The organism is Amaricoccus macauensis (assembly GCF_014201905.1).
GTDB classification, from domain to species: Bacteria; Pseudomonadota; Alphaproteobacteria; order Rhodobacterales; family Rhodobacteraceae; genus Amaricoccus; species Amaricoccus macauensis.
The window spans coordinates 1-16,660 of sequence record NZ_JACHFM010000001.1 but is presented as its reverse complement, the minus strand read 5'-3'; the positions used below and the strand labels follow the sequence as shown (position 1 = coordinate 16,660).

Genomic DNA, 16,660 nt, shown 5'->3' with positions numbered 1-16,660 from the left:
ATGGGCACCACCCCCTTCGTCACGGTCCGCGCCAGCCGGCCGCTCACCGAGATCGAGTTCTGCGCCTGGGTGGCGCAGGCGGTTCCGGGCGACCGGCTGGAATACCATCGCGGCTTTCTGGTCCTCGACATCTTCCCGATGCTCGGCGGCCTGTCCGACCAGCAGCGGGCGGAACTGTCCAGGTTGGGCTCGCGGGCCTTCTGGGCTGCCGAACAGGGCCTCGTGCATCTGGTGCAGCAGCGCACGGGATCGGACCAGTTCGCCTACATCGCGGTCGCCCGCCCCAAGCCCAAGGCCGCCGCCGTCTCGTTGTCCGCGCTGCTGCTCGCCGAACCCGAGGCCGCCTGATGACCGCCTTCCAGTCCCCTTTTGCCCATCACGGAGACCCATTCATGCCGTTCCCCGAGAACACCCCCACCTGCGACAACCTGCCGGGTCTCAGCCTGCAGGACATCGCCCAATTGCCCGTCGAACTGCTCGCCATCCTGCAGCGAGAGGTCGACGAGCGCATGGCGGGGACCAAGGCCGCGAAGGCCCGCCTCGATGGGGCGCTGAGCGTCCGCTACGCTACCCGCGCCGCCGCGGAACGGCAGGCGGCGGGTAAGAATACCGGCACGATCCGCTTCGACGACGGCGATTTCACCGTGGTTGCCGATCTGCCGAAGCGGGTGGATTGGGACCAGGATCGCCTCGCCGCCATGGTCGAGCGCATCCGCGCCGCCGGGGACGATCCCGCCCAGTATGTCGACATCGCGTTCAAGGTGCCCGAGCGCAAATACGCCGCCTGGCCCGATGCGATCCGTGCCGGGTTCGAGCCCGCGCGCACCGTCCGGCCCGGCACGCTGAAGATTGAGATCGTCCCGCAAGGGGACGATCAATGAGCCTCCCGATCATCAGCGCCGACCAGCGGCTGGCCGAGCCGCGGGGTATCAAGGGCTGCATCTTCGGCAAATCCGGCATCGGGAAGACCTCGCTCCTCTGGACGCTGAACGCGTCGACCACCCTGTTCATGGACCTCGAGGCGGGCGATCTCGCCATCGAGGGCTGGGCGGGGGACAGCATCCGGCCGCGAACCTGGACGGAATGCCGGGATTTCGCGGTGTTCATCGGCGGGCCGAACCCGGCGCTGCGCGACGAGCAGCCCTACAGCCCGGCGCATTACAAGGCAGTCTGCGACCGCTTCGGCGATCCGGCAGCTCTCGACCATTACGACACGATCTTCGTGGACTCGATCACCGTGGCGGGGCGGCTGTGCTTCGGCTGGTGCAAGGGTCAGCCCGAGGCGCTGTCTGAGAAGACCGGCAAGCCGGACGTGCGCGGGGCCTACGGGCTGCACGGCCGCGAGATGATCGGCTGGCTCACCCATCTCCAGCACACACGGGCCAAGAACGTCTGGTTCGTCGGAATCCTCGACGAGAAGCTCGACGACTTCAACCGCAAGGTTTTCCAGCCGCAGATCGACGGCTCGAAGACCGGGTTGGAGCTGCCGGGGATCGTCGACGAGGTGATCACCATGGCCGAGCTGAAGGCCGACGGCGATCCCTATCGCGCCTTCGTCTGCCAAACGATCAACTACTGGGGCTTTCCGGCCAAAGACCGCTCGGGCCGTCTGGATCAGGTCGAGGAGCCTCACCTAGGCCGCCTGATGACGAAGATCCGCGCCCCCGTCGCGCCAGCGCCCAAGCGCCTGACCTATACCCCGCCACCCGCCGATCCGGCGGCTGACGCCCAATCCCAACCGCAATCCTGATCAGAAAAGGAGGTTCCCCATGGGTCCCTGGAACGATTTCAACGACGCGCAGAGCAACAGCAACCTGATCCCCAAGGGCACGCTAGCCAAGGTGCGCCTGACCATCCGCCCGGGCGGCTTCGACGACGCCTCGCAGGGCTGGAACGGCGGCTATGCCACGCGCGGCTCGACCGGCGCGGTCTATCTGAACGGCGAGTTCACGGTGACCGAGGGGCAGTACGCCCGGCGCAAGATCTTCACCCTGATCGGGCTCTACAGCCCGAAGGGGCCCGACTGGGCCAACATGGGCCGCAGCCTCGTGCGCGGCATGCTGAACTCGGCCCGCGGGATTTCCGACAAGGACATGTCGGCCGAGGCGCAGGCGGCGCGGCGGATCAACGGCTTTGCCGATCTCGACGGGATCGAGTTCATCGCCCGCATCGACATCGGCACCGACGCCAGCGGCGACGACAAGAACGAGATCCGCAGCGCGGTCACGCCGGATCATCGCGATTACGCGCAGGTCATGGGGACTGCGGCGCTGCAGTTCGGCGGACAGGGTGCAGCCGGACATGCCCCGCAGCAGCCCGCCACGGCCACCCAGCCCAGCCAGCCCGCGTCCGCCCCCGGCGCCGCCGGTCGGCCGAGCTGGGCGCAGTAAGGGGGAGATCGGCCATGCGCCTGCGCCCCCGCCAGAAGACCTTCGTCGAGCGCAGCGTCGCTGCGCTCGCTTCCCGCAGCAACACGCTGGGCGTGGCGCCCACCGGCGCGGGCAAGACCATCATGCTCTCGGCGGTCACCGGCGAGATGATCGGCGACGGCGCCAAGGCCTGCGTGCTGGCGCATCGCGACGAGCTGACCGCCCAGAACCGCGCCAAATTCCAGCGCGTGGTGCCGGGCGTCGCCACATCGGTCATCGACGCCACAGAGAAGTCCTGGGGCGGCCAGGTCGCCTTCGCAATGGTGCCGACGCTGGCGCGCGCATCGAACCTCGCCGACATGCCGCGCCTCGACCTGCTGGTCGTCGACGAGGCGCACCATGCCGTCGCCGACAGCTATCGCCGCATCATTGACCGGGTGCGCGAGGCCAATCCCGACGCTCGGATCTTCGGGGTCACAGCGACGCCGAACCGTGGCGACAGGAAGGGCCTGCGCGAGGTCTTCGACAACGTGGCCGACCAGGTGCGATTGGGCGAACTGATCGCCTCGGGCCACCTGGTGCCGCCCCGCACCTTCGTCATCGACGTGGGCGTGCAGGACGAGTTGCGCGCGGTCCGCAAGACCATGTCGGACTTCGACATGGCGGAGGTGGCGGGCATCATGGACCGCGCCCCCGTCACCGACGAGGTGATCCGGCACTGGAAAGAAAAGGCGGGCGACCGGCAGACCGTGGTGTTCTGCTCCACAGTCGCGCATGCCGAACACGTCACCGAGGCCTTCAGGGCAGCGGGCGTTTCCGCAGCACTGATCCATGGCGATCTGGCGGCCGAGACCCGCAAGGCGATCCTCGCCGACTACGCGGCGGGCGACATCCGCGTCGTCGTCAACGTGGCGGTGCTGACCGAGGGCTGGGACCATCCACCCACCTCCTGCGTCGTGCTGCTGCGCCCCAGCTCCTACAAGTCCACCATGATCCAGATGGTCGGGCGCGGGCTGCGCACCGTCGATCCCGAGGAACACCCCGGCATCGTGAAGACCGACTGCGTCGTGCTGGATTTCGGGACGTCGAGCCTCACGCACGGCACGCTGGAACAGGATGTCGATCTCGACGGCCGCGTTCCGACGCCGGGGGAAGCCCCCACGAAACTCTGCCCCGAATGCAAGGCCGAGATCCCGATCGCGGTCACCGAATGCCCGATCTGCGGGTGCGAGTTGCCACGCGAAGGCGCGGAGCCCATCGACAGCTTCGTCATGACCGAGCTCGATCTTCTCGAGCGATCGAGTTTCGCGTGGGTGGATCTGTTCGGCGACGACGCCGCGCTGATGGCCAACGGCTTTCACGCCTGGGGCGGCGTGTTCTTCCTCGAGGGCCGTTGGTACGCGGTCGGGGGCGCCAAGGGCAAGGCGACGCGGCTCCTGAGCGTGGGCGAGCGCATCGTCTGTCTCGCGCAGGCCGACGACTGGCTGAACACCCATGAGACCGACGAGAGCGCCTTCAAGTCGAGGGGCTGGCTGAAGCAGGACGCGACGGAAAAGCAGCTGAACTGCCTGCCGCCCGAGTTCCGGTGCGACTACGGCCTGACACGCTATCGCGCCTCCGCGCTGATCTCGTTCCAGTTCAACAAGCGCGACATCCGGCGCCTCGTCACGGCGGCCGAATCCGAGCGGAGGGCGGCGTGAGCCATGTCGCGCAAGTCCCATCCCCGTCCGCAGCGCCTGCGGATTGCCCGGAGCGTATTCGGCTCTGGCACCCGCGCCTCGAGCCTTGCGCCGTCTGTCTGCGCCTCGCGCGCGGCTTCGGTTTCTTCAACCCCAACAAACCCCGCCCCCGCGAATACCGCTGGTTCTGCTCGATGCACTGCCAGGCGTTCTTCGCGGCTCGCCACCGGAAAGGACTGACCATGCAGGGAACGACCGATGAAGAACGCCTCGCCATAGCGATGGTGATGAAGCGGCTCGGCACGACCATGGACCAAATCGGCTGGGACAAGCGGCTGCGGGATCTCGATGCGACAGAGGTCACCGCGCTGATCGAGGAGGTTCTGGAGGGCTATGGCGCCGAGATGTCGCGCATCGCCGCCGGGAGCGAGGTGCCGTTCTGATGCTGGATTTCAACTCGCGCCCCTCCATGGCCGAGCGGATCAATGCGCTGGTCGACGCCGCGCTGATCGCCGAGCGGAAGGCCACGCCGCCCCGGACCTATCTCGGCGCGTCCCGTCTGGGGCACGCCTGCGAACGCGCGCTGCAGTTCGAGTTCGCGGGCGCGCCCAAGGATGAGGGCACGGATTTCGGCGGCCAGACGCTGCGGATCTTCGAGATCGGTCATCAGCTCGAGGATCTGGCGATCCGCTGGCTACGGGCGGCGGGGCTCGACCTCTACACCCGCAAGGGCAATCGGCCCGATGGGGAACAGTTCGGCTTCTCCGTCGCGGGCGGTCGCATCCGTGGCCATGTCGACGGGATCATCGCCGGCGCCCCGGCCGCGCTCGGTCTTCGCGCTCCGGCGCTCTGGGAATGCAAGACGATGAACGCGAAGAACTGGCGGGCCTGCGTCAAGGACGGGGTCGCCGTCTCCAAGCCCGTCTATGCCGCCCAGATCGCGATCTACCAGGCCTACATGGAGCCCTCGGTGCCGGGCATTTCCTCAGCCCCGGCACTCTTCACCGCGATCAACAAGGACACGGCCGAACTGCATCACGAGCAGGTGCCCTTTGATGCCGATCTGGCGCAACGCATGTCCGACCGCGCGGTGCGGATCCTGCAGGCCACCGACGCGGGCGAGCTGCTGCCCCGCATCGCCGCCAGCCGCGACTTCTTCGAATGCCGGTTCTGCGCCCATGCCGAACGGTGCTGGGGGTTGGCGGCATGAGCGACGACAAGATCATCCACTTCAATCCATGGCGGGATTTCAACGACGCGGCACCGCTGCCCGATCCCTTCGCCGTGGAACCGGATCCCGCGCAGATCGCGCGCTTCGTCGACGTGGTCTTCGGCTATTCCGAGGGACTGATCCCGGTCCGCGGCTTCGTGGACAAGGGTCAGGGCAAGGACGGCCGGCCCCACAACATCTGGATCGACGCGAACGGCGCGGCGCCCGACAAGCTCGCCACCTTCGCCGCCTGGGGCGCGCGCGAGGGAGCGGCGGTCTATGTCATTCCCGGCACGGTGGCGGAAACCGGACAGGCGCGTGCCGCCGATGTCCTGCAGATGCAGAGCGTCGTCGTCGATCTCGACGCAGGCGACATCGCTGCCAAGCTCGATCACCTCGTCCACCACCTCGGGCGACCGACGCTGATCGTCGAGAGCGGCGGACGCACAGCCGATGGCGTGACCAAGCTCCATGTCTGGTGGAAGCTGACCGAGCCTGCCGAAGGCGCCGATCTCGCGCGACTTTGCCAGTTGCGGGGCGATATCGCGCTCAAGGTCGGCGGCGACATGCATTTCCGCTCGGCGCACCAGCCGATCCGTATCCCCGGCACGGTCTATCACAAGGGCGGCCAGGAACGGCTCGTCCTGATCCGTGAAGCCCGCGATCTCGAGTTCGATCTGGCCGACATGCTCGAGCGCGCGGCCGAAATGCCGCCCATGCCCGGTGTCGGCATGGCGACGGCCGAGCCACGCGAGAAACCCTGCGTGGACGCAGCCCTTTCCACACCGGTCCGCGAGGGCGGCCAGGACGCCTGGACGCGGTTCGAAGGCGTCAGCATGGCAATCGGACACTATGTCCGCATGGCGCATGAGGGGCGGATGAGCCGGGAGGAAGTCTGGCGCGCGATCGGCGAATACAACGCGGCGATGATCCGGCCGAACTGGCCGGAAGACCGTCTCTGGGTCGAATACGAGCGGCTTTGGGCGCTGCACATCGCGAGGAACGGCCCGCCGCTCATTCGGAACGACGGCGCTCCGGCGGCAAGAGAGATTGCCACCTTCACCCTGGGCGCGCTGCTGGACGACGGCACGCCGATGCCCGACGACATCATCGGCCCGCGCGTCCTGACCCCGGGCGGCATGCTGGTGCTGGGCGGCGCGCCCAAGGTCGGCAAGAGCGATCTCGTCATCAGCTGGCTGGTGCACATGGCTGCCGGTGTGCCGTTTCTTGGCTTCACGCCGCCACGGCCGCTGCGGATTTTCTACCTGCAGGCCGAGATCCAGTACCATTATCTGCGCGAGCGCATGCAGCAGATCGGCCTGCCGCCCGAGGTGATGGGCGCCGCCCGCGAAAATCTTGTCGTCACGCCGAAGCTGAAACTGCTGCTCGATGAGGGTGGCAGCGCGCTGGTCGCGCAGGCGATCCAGCAGGCGTTCCCGGCCGAGCCCGTCGACATCCTGTGCATCGACCCGATCCGCAACCTGTTCGACGGCGGACCTGACGGCGGCGGCGAGAACGACAACGCCGCGATGATGTTCTTTCTCAAGGACCGGGTCGAGGTGCTTCGCGACCACGTGAACCCCGACTGCGGGATCATCCTGATCCACCACACCAAGAAGCTGAGCAAGCATCAGGTGAAGGAGGATCCGTTCCTCGCGCTTTCGGGCGCCAGCGCGCTGCGGGGCTTCTACACCTCTGGCCTGATCCTCCACCGCCCCGACGAGGACGCGTCCGAGCGCAAGCTGGAGATCGAGCTGCGCAATGGCCCCGCGCTGCCCTCGAAGCTGATCGACAAGGTGCGCAGCCAATGGGTCGAGATCAACCCGATGAACGAGCGCCTCGTGCGCGCCGAGGTGGGCGCAAAGCATGACGCCGAGCGCATGCGCAAGAACGACGTCATCCTCGGCCTGCTTTACGAGGAGGCGCGGCGCGGCAAGCTCTACACGTTCGCCCAGTTTTCCGAAGCATTCGAGAATACCGGTGGCCTCGGCGGGCGGACCATCGTCCACGACCGGCTCAGCGTTCTCGCCACCAAGGGCAACGTGAAATTCATCCGGGGGCCCGCCGCCACGCGGATCGGCCTGGCCGCGGAGCGGAGCAAATACGGCTATCTCTGCGTCGAGGGAATGCTGCTCGGCACTGGCGACGAGACCGTCGATCCCGACACAGGCGAGGTCACGCCGGAGCTGATCCCGGCGCTGCCCAGCCACTACAAATGCCCGCAGACCGGGGCCGTCCTGCCCGTCGAGAACCCCTCCGTCTGGGTCTACCAGGAGGAGGACGAGGCATGAGAATTCACGCCGTTCCCCGCCGCGAATTCTGGCTCCACAGCCCCGGATTCTGGCCAGAATCCGCAGCTTCTGCTTTCCGCGCGAATTCTGGATTCTGGCATTTCCGATTTCGATTCAGTGGCTTGGAAGGTGCTTTCCAGAATCCGGAAGGTTCTTCCCGAATTCTGCTCCGGATTCTGGAAGTTCTGTTTCGGATCAATGCCTTGGAGCAGATTTCAGAATCCGGAAAACGCCCCCCTAAAGGGGTAGGTGACCTCCCCGCCAAGCGCGGGAGGGTCACCACCTACACCTGGGCAATCTCAAAGGCTGGATGTCCCGCCCGTCACCCCATCGAGCAGCAACCCAGAAAGGAGCCGATCATGGCCCACGTATCTCTGACCTCGACACCCATGAGCGCCCCGTGCCCCGGCGTGCCGGTCGTTCTCGCCCTCGATCTCGGCACCATGACCGGGTGGGCCCTGCAGGCGGCGGACGGTCTGATCACCAGCGGCACCGTGTCCTTCCGACCGAGCCGCTACGACGGCGGCGGCATACGCTACCTGCGGTTCCGGAGCTGGCTCGATCAACTGGCCCACGACGCCGGAGCCATCACCGCCATCCATTTCGAGGAGGTGCGCAGGCACGTCGGCACCGATGCGGCGCATGTCTATGGCGGGCTGCTGGCCACGCTGACGTCATGGGCGGAGACCGCGGGCGTCGCCTATCAGGGCGTGCCGGTCGGCACCATCAAACGCCACGCCACCGGCAAGGGAAACGCGAACAAGGATGCCATGATGGCGGCCGCGCGGGCGCGCGGCTTCTCGCCCGCCGACGACAACGAGGCCGACGCCATCGCGATCCTGCTCTGGGCGCTTGAGACCCGGGGAGGTGTGCAATGAGCGGCATGCGGTTCACGCCCAAGGGCTACGGCGGCCACCGCCGCAACCCCGACGAGGTCAAGCGCGAGGGCTGGCGGGAACAGGGCGTCCTCGCGGTCTCCGCCGATGACGACCGCCTCACCTGGCCCGAGCGTGAACTGGTCCGCCAGCTCGGCGAGAAGCTCTACGGCCCGCGCCCGTCCGACAGGGAAGCGCGCCATGGCTGATCGCGAATGGACCGCCGGCTACGTCGCCGATCATTTCGAGGAGGCGTTCCGCACCCTGCGCAAGCTGCCGCCGGTGAAGGCGCAGGGTTACTTCAACACCTGGCCCGACATCGTGCGGACCAGCCGCGAGATCGCGGCGATGGAGCCGCAGCCGATGCGGGTCTGGCCCTCGGCCGCCGCGATCACCCGGCTCGAGCAGACCTTCGACTGGGTGCTCTGGATCGAGGAGGCGGAGCGCAAGCTGGTCTGGTCGCGTGCCGCCCGCGTTCCGTGGAAGCAGATCAGCGGGGAACTCGGCTGCGACCGCACGACCGCCTGGCGTCGCTGGCAACTGGCGCTGACCAAGATCGCTGCGCGGCTGAATGCGCAGTGACTCCAATGTGTTGCAACACTTTTCCCTTCGACATCTGCAACAGATCCATGCTATTCCGAAGGCAAGATGGGGAGAGTGCGCTGGAAAGCTCGCTCTCCCCTTTGCGTTGACGGGGCTCTTCTGGACCCCGGTATCCAGCGAGGGTCCGACCGGGGTCCAGCCCACGGCAGTTTCCGGTTCCTTCCTGGCGATATTCGTATGCTGGCGGGCGAAGCGCAGCACATCGCCAGCGACAGGGCCGGATTTTTGGGAAGCCACCAAGAATCCACCGCCGCCTGAACCCGCCTGAAACACCGCAAAATCAAACCCTTGAAGCTGGACACCCCTGGTGGCCACTGGACCCTGCGTGGGGTCCAGTCTGGACCCCGGATTCCGGAAGCCAGGGTATCCATCCTGATCCGAGGAATGACCCGCCCATGACGCTGAGCTTCGCCCCAGAGCGGATCGAGATGTGGCCGCTGGCCAAGCTCCAGCCCTATGCCCGCAATGCCAAGGCGCATGAACCGGACCAAGTTGCGAAGATCGCCGCCAGCATGGCCGAGTTCGGGTGGACCGTGCCTTGCCTCGTGGCCGAGGACGGCGAATTGATCGCAGGCCACGGGCGCGTGCTGGCCGCGACGCAGCTGGGGCTGACCGAAGCGCCGGTGATCGTGCTGGGTCATCTGACCGAGGCGCAGCGCCGGGCGTACCGGATCGCGGACAACAAGCTGACCGAACTCGGCACCTGGGACGAGGCGCTGTTGTCAGCGGAACTGAACGACCTGCTCGCCGAGGACTTCGACCTGTCGCTGATCGGCTTCTCCGATGGCGAGTTGGACAAACTGCTGGCTTTCGTGCCGGAGGGGGACGGTGAAAAAGGTGGCGCCGGGGGCTCCGTGCCGCCGGTGACCATCCCCGAACCGCCGCGCAACCCGGCATCGCGAACGGGCGATCTGTGGATCCTCGGCGAACACCGGCTGCTGTGCGGCGACAGCACCAGCGCAGCCGACGTGCGCCGCCTGATGAACGGCGAGCGCGCGGTGCTGTTCGCGACCGACCCGCCGTATCTGGTGGACTATGACGGCTCGAACCACCCGACCCGCAACAAGGATTGGTCCGCATCCTATGGCACCACCTGGGACGACAGCTCGCAGGGCGCGGAGCTCTACGACGGTTTCATCGCCGCGGCCGTGGCCGAGGCGATCACCGAGGACGCGGCCTGGTACTGCTGGCACGCCTCCCGCCGCCAGGCGATGCTCGAGGCCTGCTGGGAAAAGGCCGGCGCCTTCGTTCACCAGCAGATCATCTGGGTGAAGGACCGCGGGGTGCTCACCCGCTCCCACTACCTCTGGAAGCACGAGCCCTGCTTCATGGGCTGGCGCAGACCGAACCGCCCGCCGAAGGTGGCCGAGCAGACGCTGCCCTCGACCTGGGAAATGCCGTCCTTCGCCAAGGACGAGCGCCCTGACCATCCGACGCCGAAACCGCTGGACGCCTTCGGGATCCCCATGCGCCAGCACGTCGCCCGCGGCGGCCTCTGCTACGAGCCGTTCTCGGGGTCCGGCTCGCAGATCATGGCGGGCGAGTCCAATGGCCGGCGCGTCTTCGCGATGGAGATCAGCCCGGCCTATGTCGATGTCGCCGTCGAGCGCTGGCAGGCCGAGACCGGGAAGGACGCAATTCTCGAAGGCGACGGCCGGACCTTCGCACAGGTGAGAACCGAGCGGCTCGGCAACGACACCGAAGCCCCGGCCGATGCCCCGGCAACGGACGCCGCCCCCGAACCCGCGCGAAAGCGCAAGACCGCCGCGTGACATGCATGACCTGGCTTACCTTCCTCCGGACGCGCTTCCGGAGCCGGAGAAGCATGCCTCTTCGGCCTCTCCCTCTGCTCTGGCGCGGGCGGGCTCGACCTCGGGCTCGCCATCGCCCTCCCCGGATATCGTGCTGTGGGCCATGTCGAACGGGAAACCTACGCCGCGGCCGCTCTCGTGGCGCGGATGGAAGATGCGTCCCTGGATTGCGCGCCTGTCTGGGACGACGTTGGAACCTTCGACGGCCGCCCGTGGCGCGGCGCGGTGGACATCGTCACTGCGGGCTATCCGTGCCAGCCGTTCTCCGTCGCGGGCAAGCGCCGTGGCGCGGACGACCCGCGGCACCTCTGGCCGCATGTCGCCCGCATCATCGGCGAGATCGAGCCGCCCTTCGTCTTCCTCGAGAATGTCGCCCATCATCTCTGCCTCGGCTTCCCCGAAGTCGCCGCAGGACTGGTCGGCATGGGCTACCGCCTTGCGGCAGGCCTCTTCACGGCGGCGGAAGTCGGCGCGCCCCACAAACGCGAGCGTCTGTTCATCCTCGCCATCCGCGAGGGCGACGAACTGGCCGACCCCGCGCGCCTGCTCTGGCACCCGGTCGAGTGGCGGGAACCGGACGGAACTGCTGCGGCTTTGGCCGACACCGAGGGCGAGCGCGAACGAGAACCGGCAGACGAAGCCGACGCCGTCGCAGGCAGCGGGACAGCACGGGATGAACCTGGCGACCACGGCCGCACTCTGGCCGACGCCGCAGACCGACAGCTTTCGCAGCCGGGGCGGCGAACGGCGCGACGAGAAGGGTCTGGACCGCATGGCGCGGGATTGGACGACGCCGATGGCGAACGACGGCTGCAAGCCGAGCGCTGGCAACCGGCGGACAGCGGACTTGACCCACGCGGCCGGGATGTGGATGACGCCGACGGCGCGCGACCACAAGGACGGGGCGACGAGCCTTGCCAACACGCCGGTGAACGGCCTGCTTGGCCGCCAGGTCCTGCTGACGCCGTTGGCTGGGAGCGATACCTCCGATGCGCGCCGGACCTTGAACCCGCTGTTCGTCGAGGCGCTGATGGGCTGGCCCACCGGGTGGACCGGCTTCGCCTCTGTGGCAACGGCGTGGTCCCCCTGGTTGCGGCGCATGCGCTGCGAACTCTGGCGACTGAATTGCTGGCTGATGGATGAGGCAGCGGCATGAGATACCGTCTGGTGGATCAAGCAGTTTCTGACGCCGCAGGCGCGATCGGCTCCGATATTCTGGGTCTACGCCGCTTGCGCCTGCTCGGTGCTGATGACGAAGGGGTTTCGGCTTTTGGCGACGCTGTAGACGGCGTGGAGCAGTTTGCGCATGGCCGCGATGAGAGCGAGCTTCGGCGGCTTTCCGGCGTCGCGCAGACGGTCGTGGAATGCCTTGAGCCAGGGGTTGATGCGGACTGCGGCGAGCACCGTCATCCACAGTGCGCGGCGCAGCTTCGCATTCCCGAAGGTCGTTGGCGCCCGGGCGGGCGTGCGCTTTCCCGATTGCCGAAGCCCGGGCACGACACCGACGTAAGCCGCGAAGGCACCGGCGCTTCGGAAGCGGGCCGGATCGCCGACGGCAGCGATGATGCGCGCCGCGGAATGCGGGCCAATGCCGTCTATGCTGGTGAGCAGTCGGCCGATCTCATGGGCGTCGAGCAGCCCCTCGATATCGGCCTCGATCTCCTTCAGGCGACGGCGCCAGAGGTCGAGGTCCTGACAGACATGGCGGGCCTGCATCTCGTAGACCGGCCCGCGATGTTGACCGACCGAGCGTTTGGCCGCAGCGACGAAGCGCTCGGCGCGATCGAGCCCGACCTTGTGCCGGCCGTCGTAGCGCAACCGCGCCAGCCGCCGCGGATCGGTGCGGGCGAAGATCTCGGCGGTCGGGCACTCGGCGATGAGCGCCGTGGCGAGCATCGTGTCCAGGCCTTTGACGTGGCGCGTGAACTCGGGAAAGCCGAGGTCGATCAGGCGGTGCAGCTGGCGCACCCGGTCATCGAAGTCCTGCCGCAGCCGGTCGCGGTGGCGCACGAGCTCGCGCAAGGCTTCGGAGGCTGCATCGTGCAGCCGCGTGGGCACGGGGCGCTTCTCGAAGCCGAGCCGGGCCAGCGCCGATGCGTCGACCGCGTCGGTCTTGGTGCGTTCGAGCTGCGCTTCCTGGAAACGCCGTGCGATGATCGGATTGAGCAGGACGACGTCATGGCCAGCCGCGGCAAGCGTCGCGTAGAGGTTCTTCCAGTAGTGCCCGGTCGCCTCGATCACGACCAGCGCCGGCGGTGGCCCGAGCGCATCGAGCAGCAGCCGATAGCCACCCGCATCCTCGGCAAAGGGCGTCGGGCGGCCGATCGGCACCCCCGTATCGTCGAGCCGCGCCAATACGTGACGCTCTGCCGCCACGTCGATCCCTGCAAACATCCCGTCCTCCCGCGTTCAGGCCAGGGAGCCTCGATCCCGACGTTCACGCCCAGCCTTGTCCAAGCGAGGACACGGATCAAGCCGACCCGGCCCCAGGATACCGTTCGAGCCCTGAACGCCGGTCGAGGGCGCCAATCTCATGCACGAGGAACGACCCTCAAAGCAGACGCGGCGACCCTCTCCCGGCTATCGAACCACCACCATACAGGGGCAGCGATCCAATGAGTGGAGGAGTTACAAAGCAATCCCGCCTCATGTCGCTGGTCGAGTCCGTCGCCAATGTGATCGTCGGCTACGGCGTTGCCGTCGTCACGCAGATCCTGATCTTCCCGATCTTCGGGCTGCACACGACGCTGGCGCAGAACCTGAAGATGGGCGCCGTCTTCACCGTCGTGTCGATCGCCCGTTCCTTCGCCCTTCGCCGGGTGTTCGAGGCCATCCGGATGCGGAGCGCAAAATGATCGACCGCCGCCCCGGAGGGACGGCGGCCATCAGCTTGTTGGCGTCCGGTGCGTCAGGCGGCGGGGAGTTTGTACACGCGCCCCCGATCCTCGACCTTCTCCGAGGTCACCTCGAGCCCGAGTTTCTTCTTCAGCGCCCCGGCCATCGCGCCGCGAACCGTGTGCGACTGCCAGCCCGTCGCGGCCATGATCTCCTCGATGGTCGCGCCCTCCGGCGCGCGCAGCATGGCGATCAGCGTGGCCTGCTTCGTTCCCTCGCGCGGCGTGCGCGTCTTGGGCGCAGCCTTCGGTTCGGTGGGGGTGTCCGGCGCGGGCTCCTCGGAAGGCGCATCCGTCGCGCTCGCAGGCGCGGTGTTCGCGTTCACGGCCTCGATGCCGATGGCGGCGAGGCCTGCGTCGGTGGCTACCAGCGTGACGCCGTGGCCATCGCCGGTCTCGCGCCAGACGGGCTCGCCCTTGCGCAGGTCGGCGTCGACCTCCTGCAGGAAGCCCTTGGCGAGCATTGCGCCGACCACCTTGGCGGCGGCCCCGCCGCGCAAGCTGTGGGGGAGCGGCAGGGCGATGCGGTCCTCGCGCTGTGCGGCGGCGCTGAGGATGATGGCTTGGGTATCGGAAATCTTGGTCATGGGGTCATCTCCGTATTCGGCCCGCGACATGCGGCGCCTTCTACGACCCCGAGCCGCGCAGGGCGCGCGGCGGGAGTTCCGGCGTTGCCGGAGATCAGCGGGCGTGTTCGCCCTCGCCGAAGGCGCTGTCGGTAATGCGCTTCAGGAGGCTGGCGTAGTGTTCGAGGGTGCCGACCATCGCCCAGCCCGCCTCGTCGGGGGCGCAGTTGAAATGGTCGTCGCTGAGCGCCTGCAGGCGGGCGAGCATCTCGTCGATCTCGGCCTTCTTGCCGATGAAGGCGGCTAGTGCGGCTTCCTTGTTCCTGCGCGCCTTCTCGGCGCGGAGTTCGTGGCGCGGGGTGGTGATCGGGTTCAGGCGCGTGGTCATCGGGGTGGCTCCGTGGTGAGTTGCATCGTCTTCGTGGGATCACGTTCCCTCTGTCCGCGGGGCTTATCAACTCGATAAGCACATGAATCTGAATGATAATCGGAGCCGTCGATGCAGGGCATGAGCGAGCGCCAGTACGCCGCCCATGTCGGGCTGTCGCGGGGCGCGATCCAGAAGGCGAAGACGGCCGAGCGGCTGGTCCTCTATCCCGATGGCAGCATCAACGCGGCCGCCAGCGACGCTCGGCGCGCAGAGACGACCGACCCGTCGAAGACGCGGAAACCGCCCGCGCCGAAGCTGAAGCCTGTCCCCGAGGCGGCGGTGGCAGCGGTCGGAGACACGCTCCGCGAACAGGGTCTGGCGGTCCCGGCCGTCGGGGGCGGCACGACCTTCCTGCAGGCCAAGACCGCGAACGAGGTGCTGAAGGCGCAGGAGCGGCGCATCCGGCTCCAGAAGCTGAAGGGGGAGTTGATCGAGCGGGCCCGCGCGCTGGCGCTGGTGTTCCGGCTGGCGCGGGAGGAGCGGGACGCGTGGGTGAACTGGCCTGCGCGCGCGGCGGCGCTGATGGCGGCCGAGATCTCGGCCTCGTGCAGCGACGCGACCGGCCAGCAGATCACCGTGGAGCCAGCCGCGATGCAGAAGGTCCTGGAGAAACATGTACGCGCCCACCTCGACGAACTCGCCGAGGTCCGGCCCGACTTCCGGTGAGAGCGGCGATGATCTTGGCGGTCTGACCGACTTCGACGGCGCGGGCGAGATCCTGCGCGCCTGGGGCAACGGGCTGCGGCCCGACCCGGACCTGACCGTCTCGGAATGGGCGGACCGGCACCGGATGCTCTCTGGCCGCGCCTCGGCCGAGCCCGGGCGGTATCGCACCGTGCGCACGCCCTACATGCGCGAGATCATGGACCGGCTGTCGCCCGGCGATCCCACGCAGCGGATCGTGTTCATGAAGGCCGCGCAGGTCGGCGCGACCGAGGCCGGCAACAACTGGATCGGGTTCGCCATCCACCAGGCGCCGGGGCCGATGCTCGCCGTCCAGCCCACTGTGGAACTGGCCAAGCGCAACTCGCGCCAGCGGATCGACCCGCTGATCGATGAAAGCCCAGAGCTGCGGGAGCGGGTCAAACCGGCGCGGTCCCGCGACGCGGGCAACACGATGCTGTCGAAGGAGTTCGCGGGCGGCATCCTGATCATGACGGGCGCGAACTCGGCGGTCGGGCTGCGCTCGACCCCGGCGCGCTACATCTTCCTCGACGAGGTCGACGCATATCCGGCATCGGCCGACGAGGAAGGCGATCCGGTCACGCTGGCCGAGGCGCGCTCGCTGACCTTCGCCCATCGGCGAAAGGTGCTGCTGGTCTCGACGCCCACGATCCGGGGGCTGTCGCGCATCGAGCGGGAGTTCGAGGCGTCCGACCAGCGGCGGTTCTTCGTGCCATGCCCGCATTGCGGCGCGATGCAGTGGCTGAAGTTCGACCGGCTGCGCTGGCAGAAGGGCCGCCCCGAGACGGCGGAATATCACTGCGAGGGCTGCGAGCAGCCCATCGCGGAGCACCACAAGACGGCGATGCTTGAGCGTGGCGAATGGCGGGCAACCGCCACGGCCGCCGATCCGACCACGGTCGGGTATCACCTCTCCGCACTCTATTCGCCGATCGGCTGGCTGAGCTGGGAGCGGATCGTGCGGGCATGGGACGCGGCCCAGGGGTCGGACGAGGCGATCAAGGCGTTTCGCAACACGATCCTCGGCGAGACCTGGGTCGAGACCGGGGAAGCCCCCGACTGGCAGCGGCTCTACGACCGGCGCGAGCGCTGGACATCCGGCACGGTGCCAGCGGGCGGGCTGTTTCTGACTGCCGGGGTCGACGTGCAGAAAGACCGGATCGAGGTCGATGTCTGGGCCTGGGGTCGCGGGCTCGAAAGCTGGCTCGTCGATCACGTCGTGATCGAAGGTGGGCCGGATCGTCACGA

General features: G+C 67.9%; 19 protein-coding genes and 1 pseudogene. 17 read left to right on the top strand and 3 right to left on the bottom strand.

Going from position 1 to position 16,660, the window contains the following annotated elements; genetic code table 11:
- The 14 genes and pseudogenes from HNP73_RS00095 to HNP73_RS22980 all read left to right on the top strand — a co-directional run bounded on the left by HNP73_RS00095 (window position 1) and on the right by HNP73_RS22980 (window position 11,994).
- A complete protein-coding gene (locus HNP73_RS00095; RefSeq protein WP_246399442.1) occupies window positions 1-348 on the top strand; it encodes a hypothetical protein in 348 nt (115 codons plus the stop codon).
- Complete coding sequence (locus tag HNP73_RS00090; protein ID WP_221288079.1) at window positions 348-881, top strand: hypothetical protein; 534 nt, start codon at window positions 348-350, stop codon at window positions 879-881. The genes HNP73_RS00095 and HNP73_RS00090 overlap by 1 nt, the downstream gene beginning before the upstream one ends.
- Window positions 878-1,750 (top strand): ATP-binding protein, encoded by an 873-nt coding sequence (locus HNP73_RS00085; RefSeq protein WP_184145954.1) that lies wholly within the window; start codon window positions 878-880, stop codon window positions 1,748-1,750. The genes HNP73_RS00090 and HNP73_RS00085 overlap by 4 nt, the downstream gene beginning before the upstream one ends.
- A 19-nt stretch (window positions 1,751-1,769) precedes the next feature.
- Window positions 1,770-2,390, top strand: a complete 621-nt coding sequence (locus HNP73_RS00080; RefSeq protein WP_184145952.1) for a hypothetical protein — start codon at window positions 1,770-1,772, stop codon at window positions 2,388-2,390.
- Window positions 2,391-2,404: 14 nt separating this feature from the next.
- Window positions 2,405-4,069, top strand: coding sequence for a DEAD/DEAH box helicase (locus HNP73_RS00075; RefSeq protein WP_184145950.1), 1,665 nt, complete (start codon window positions 2,405-2,407; stop codon window positions 4,067-4,069).
- The gene (locus HNP73_RS23850; protein WP_343063161.1) at window positions 4,066-4,491 is read left to right on the top strand and encodes a DUF6511 domain-containing protein; all 426 of its coding nucleotides are present in this window, start codon (window positions 4,066-4,068) and stop codon (window positions 4,489-4,491) included. Before HNP73_RS00075 ends, HNP73_RS23850 begins: the two co-directional genes overlap by 4 nt.
- Entirely contained in the window at window positions 4,491-5,258 is a 768-nt protein-coding gene (locus HNP73_RS00065) for a hypothetical protein (protein ID WP_184145948.1), read from the top strand. Before HNP73_RS23850 ends, HNP73_RS00065 begins: the two co-directional genes overlap by 1 nt.
- Window positions 5,255-7,549, top strand: coding sequence for an AAA family ATPase (locus HNP73_RS00060; RefSeq protein ID WP_221288077.1), 2,295 nt, complete (start codon window positions 5,255-5,257; stop codon window positions 7,547-7,549). Before HNP73_RS00065 ends, HNP73_RS00060 begins: the two co-directional genes overlap by 4 nt.
- Window positions 7,550-7,908: 359 nt before the next feature.
- The gene (locus HNP73_RS00055) at window positions 7,909-8,427 is read left to right on the top strand and encodes a hypothetical protein (protein ID WP_246399437.1); all 519 of its coding nucleotides are present in this window, start codon (window positions 7,909-7,911) and stop codon (window positions 8,425-8,427) included.
- The gene (locus HNP73_RS00050; RefSeq protein WP_425486608.1) at window positions 8,424-8,633 is read left to right on the top strand and encodes a hypothetical protein; all 210 of its coding nucleotides are present in this window, start codon (window positions 8,424-8,426) and stop codon (window positions 8,631-8,633) included. The genes HNP73_RS00055 and HNP73_RS00050 overlap by 4 nt, the downstream gene beginning before the upstream one ends.
- Entirely contained in the window at window positions 8,626-9,006 is a 381-nt protein-coding gene (locus HNP73_RS00045) for a DUF6362 family protein (RefSeq protein ID WP_184145944.1), read from the top strand. Before HNP73_RS00050 ends, HNP73_RS00045 begins: the two co-directional genes overlap by 8 nt.
- Before the next feature lie 416 nt (window positions 9,007-9,422).
- Window positions 9,423-10,799: a site-specific DNA-methyltransferase gene (locus HNP73_RS00040; RefSeq protein ID WP_184145942.1), complete on the top strand. Its 1,377-nt coding sequence runs from the start codon at window positions 9,423-9,425 to the stop codon at window positions 10,797-10,799.
- Between the two features lie 111 nt (window positions 10,800-10,910).
- Window positions 10,911-11,309, top strand: a pseudogene (locus HNP73_RS22985) (DNA cytosine methyltransferase); the annotation flags it as partial.
- A 202-nt stretch (window positions 11,310-11,511) separates the two neighbouring features.
- On the top strand, window positions 11,512-11,994 hold the full coding sequence (locus HNP73_RS22980; protein WP_246399435.1) for a hypothetical protein: 483 nt from the start codon (window positions 11,512-11,514) through the stop codon (window positions 11,992-11,994).
- Window positions 11,995-12,059: 65 nt separating this feature from the next.
- Here the strand turns inward: HNP73_RS22980 and HNP73_RS00030 are convergent, their stop codons facing one another.
- Window positions 12,060-13,232, bottom strand: a complete 1,173-nt coding sequence (locus tag HNP73_RS00030; protein WP_184145940.1) for an IS110 family RNA-guided transposase — start codon at window positions 13,230-13,232, stop codon at window positions 12,060-12,062.
- A gap of 221 nt (window positions 13,233-13,453) precedes the next feature.
- Here HNP73_RS00030 and HNP73_RS00025 point away from each other — a divergent pair, with 221 nt between their 5' ends.
- The gene (locus tag HNP73_RS00025) at window positions 13,454-13,693 is read left to right on the top strand and encodes a DUF7220 family protein (RefSeq protein WP_425486607.1); all 240 of its coding nucleotides are present in this window, start codon (window positions 13,454-13,456) and stop codon (window positions 13,691-13,693) included.
- A 53-nt stretch (window positions 13,694-13,746) separates the two neighbouring features.
- On the opposite strand, the gene HNP73_RS00020 is transcribed toward HNP73_RS00025, so the two are convergent.
- Together HNP73_RS00020 and HNP73_RS00015 are read right to left on the bottom strand one after the other, a co-directional pair.
- The gene (locus HNP73_RS00020) at window positions 13,747-14,319 is read right to left on the bottom strand and encodes a DUF3489 domain-containing protein (protein WP_184145936.1); all 573 of its coding nucleotides are present in this window, start codon (window positions 14,317-14,319) and stop codon (window positions 13,747-13,749) included.
- Window positions 14,320-14,413: 94 nt separating this feature from the next.
- Complete coding sequence (locus tag HNP73_RS00015; RefSeq protein WP_036751164.1) at window positions 14,414-14,686, bottom strand: hypothetical protein; 273 nt, start codon at window positions 14,684-14,686, stop codon at window positions 14,414-14,416.
- A gap of 111 nt (window positions 14,687-14,797) precedes the next feature.
- Between HNP73_RS00015 and HNP73_RS00010 the strand changes: the two genes are divergently transcribed.
- On the top strand, window positions 14,798-15,394 hold the full coding sequence (locus HNP73_RS00010) for a hypothetical protein (protein WP_184145934.1): 597 nt from the start codon (window positions 14,798-14,800) through the stop codon (window positions 15,392-15,394).
- Window positions 15,342-16,660: phage terminase large subunit family protein (locus tag HNP73_RS00005; RefSeq protein ID WP_184145932.1), on the top strand; the 1,319-nt coding region annotated here is incomplete at its 3' end. The genes HNP73_RS00010 and HNP73_RS00005, both read left to right, overlap by 53 nt.

Coding starts and splice junctions, on each gene's coding strand:
- HNP73_RS00030 (WP_184145940.1), bottom strand. CDS start 13,232: ATGTTTGCAGGGATCGACGTGGCGGCAGAGCGTCACGTATTGGCGCGG.
- HNP73_RS00095 (WP_246399442.1), top strand. CDS start 1: ATGGGCACCACCCCCTTCGTCACGGTCCGCGCCAGCCGGCCGCTCACC.
- HNP73_RS00010 (WP_184145934.1), top strand. CDS start 14,798: ATGCAGGGCATGAGCGAGCGCCAGTACGCCGCCCATGTCGGGCTGTCG.
- HNP73_RS00025 (WP_425486607.1), top strand. CDS start 13,454: ATGAGTGGAGGAGTTACAAAGCAATCCCGCCTCATGTCGCTGGTCGAG.
- HNP73_RS00085 (WP_184145954.1), top strand. CDS start 878: ATGAGCCTCCCGATCATCAGCGCCGACCAGCGGCTGGCCGAGCCGCGG.
- HNP73_RS00065 (WP_184145948.1), top strand. CDS start 4,491: ATGCTGGATTTCAACTCGCGCCCCTCCATGGCCGAGCGGATCAATGCG.
- HNP73_RS00090 (WP_221288079.1), top strand. CDS start 348: ATGACCGCCTTCCAGTCCCCTTTTGCCCATCACGGAGACCCATTCATG.
- HNP73_RS00040 (WP_184145942.1), top strand. CDS start 9,423: ATGACGCTGAGCTTCGCCCCAGAGCGGATCGAGATGTGGCCGCTGGCC.
- HNP73_RS22980 (WP_246399435.1), top strand. CDS start 11,512: ATGAACCTGGCGACCACGGCCGCACTCTGGCCGACGCCGCAGACCGAC.
- HNP73_RS00060 (WP_221288077.1), top strand. CDS start 5,255: ATGAGCGACGACAAGATCATCCACTTCAATCCATGGCGGGATTTCAAC.
- HNP73_RS00080 (WP_184145952.1), top strand. CDS start 1,770: ATGGGTCCCTGGAACGATTTCAACGACGCGCAGAGCAACAGCAACCTG.
- HNP73_RS00055 (WP_246399437.1), top strand. CDS start 7,909: ATGGCCCACGTATCTCTGACCTCGACACCCATGAGCGCCCCGTGCCCC.
- HNP73_RS00015 (WP_036751164.1), bottom strand. CDS start 14,686: ATGACCACGCGCCTGAACCCGATCACCACCCCGCGCCACGAACTCCGC.
- HNP73_RS00050 (WP_425486608.1), top strand. CDS start 8,424: ATGAGCGGCATGCGGTTCACGCCCAAGGGCTACGGCGGCCACCGCCGC.
- HNP73_RS00020 (WP_184145936.1), bottom strand. CDS start 14,319: ATGACCAAGATTTCCGATACCCAAGCCATCATCCTCAGCGCCGCCGCA.
- HNP73_RS00045 (WP_184145944.1), top strand. CDS start 8,626: ATGGCTGATCGCGAATGGACCGCCGGCTACGTCGCCGATCATTTCGAG.
- HNP73_RS00075 (WP_184145950.1), top strand. CDS start 2,405: ATGCGCCTGCGCCCCCGCCAGAAGACCTTCGTCGAGCGCAGCGTCGCT.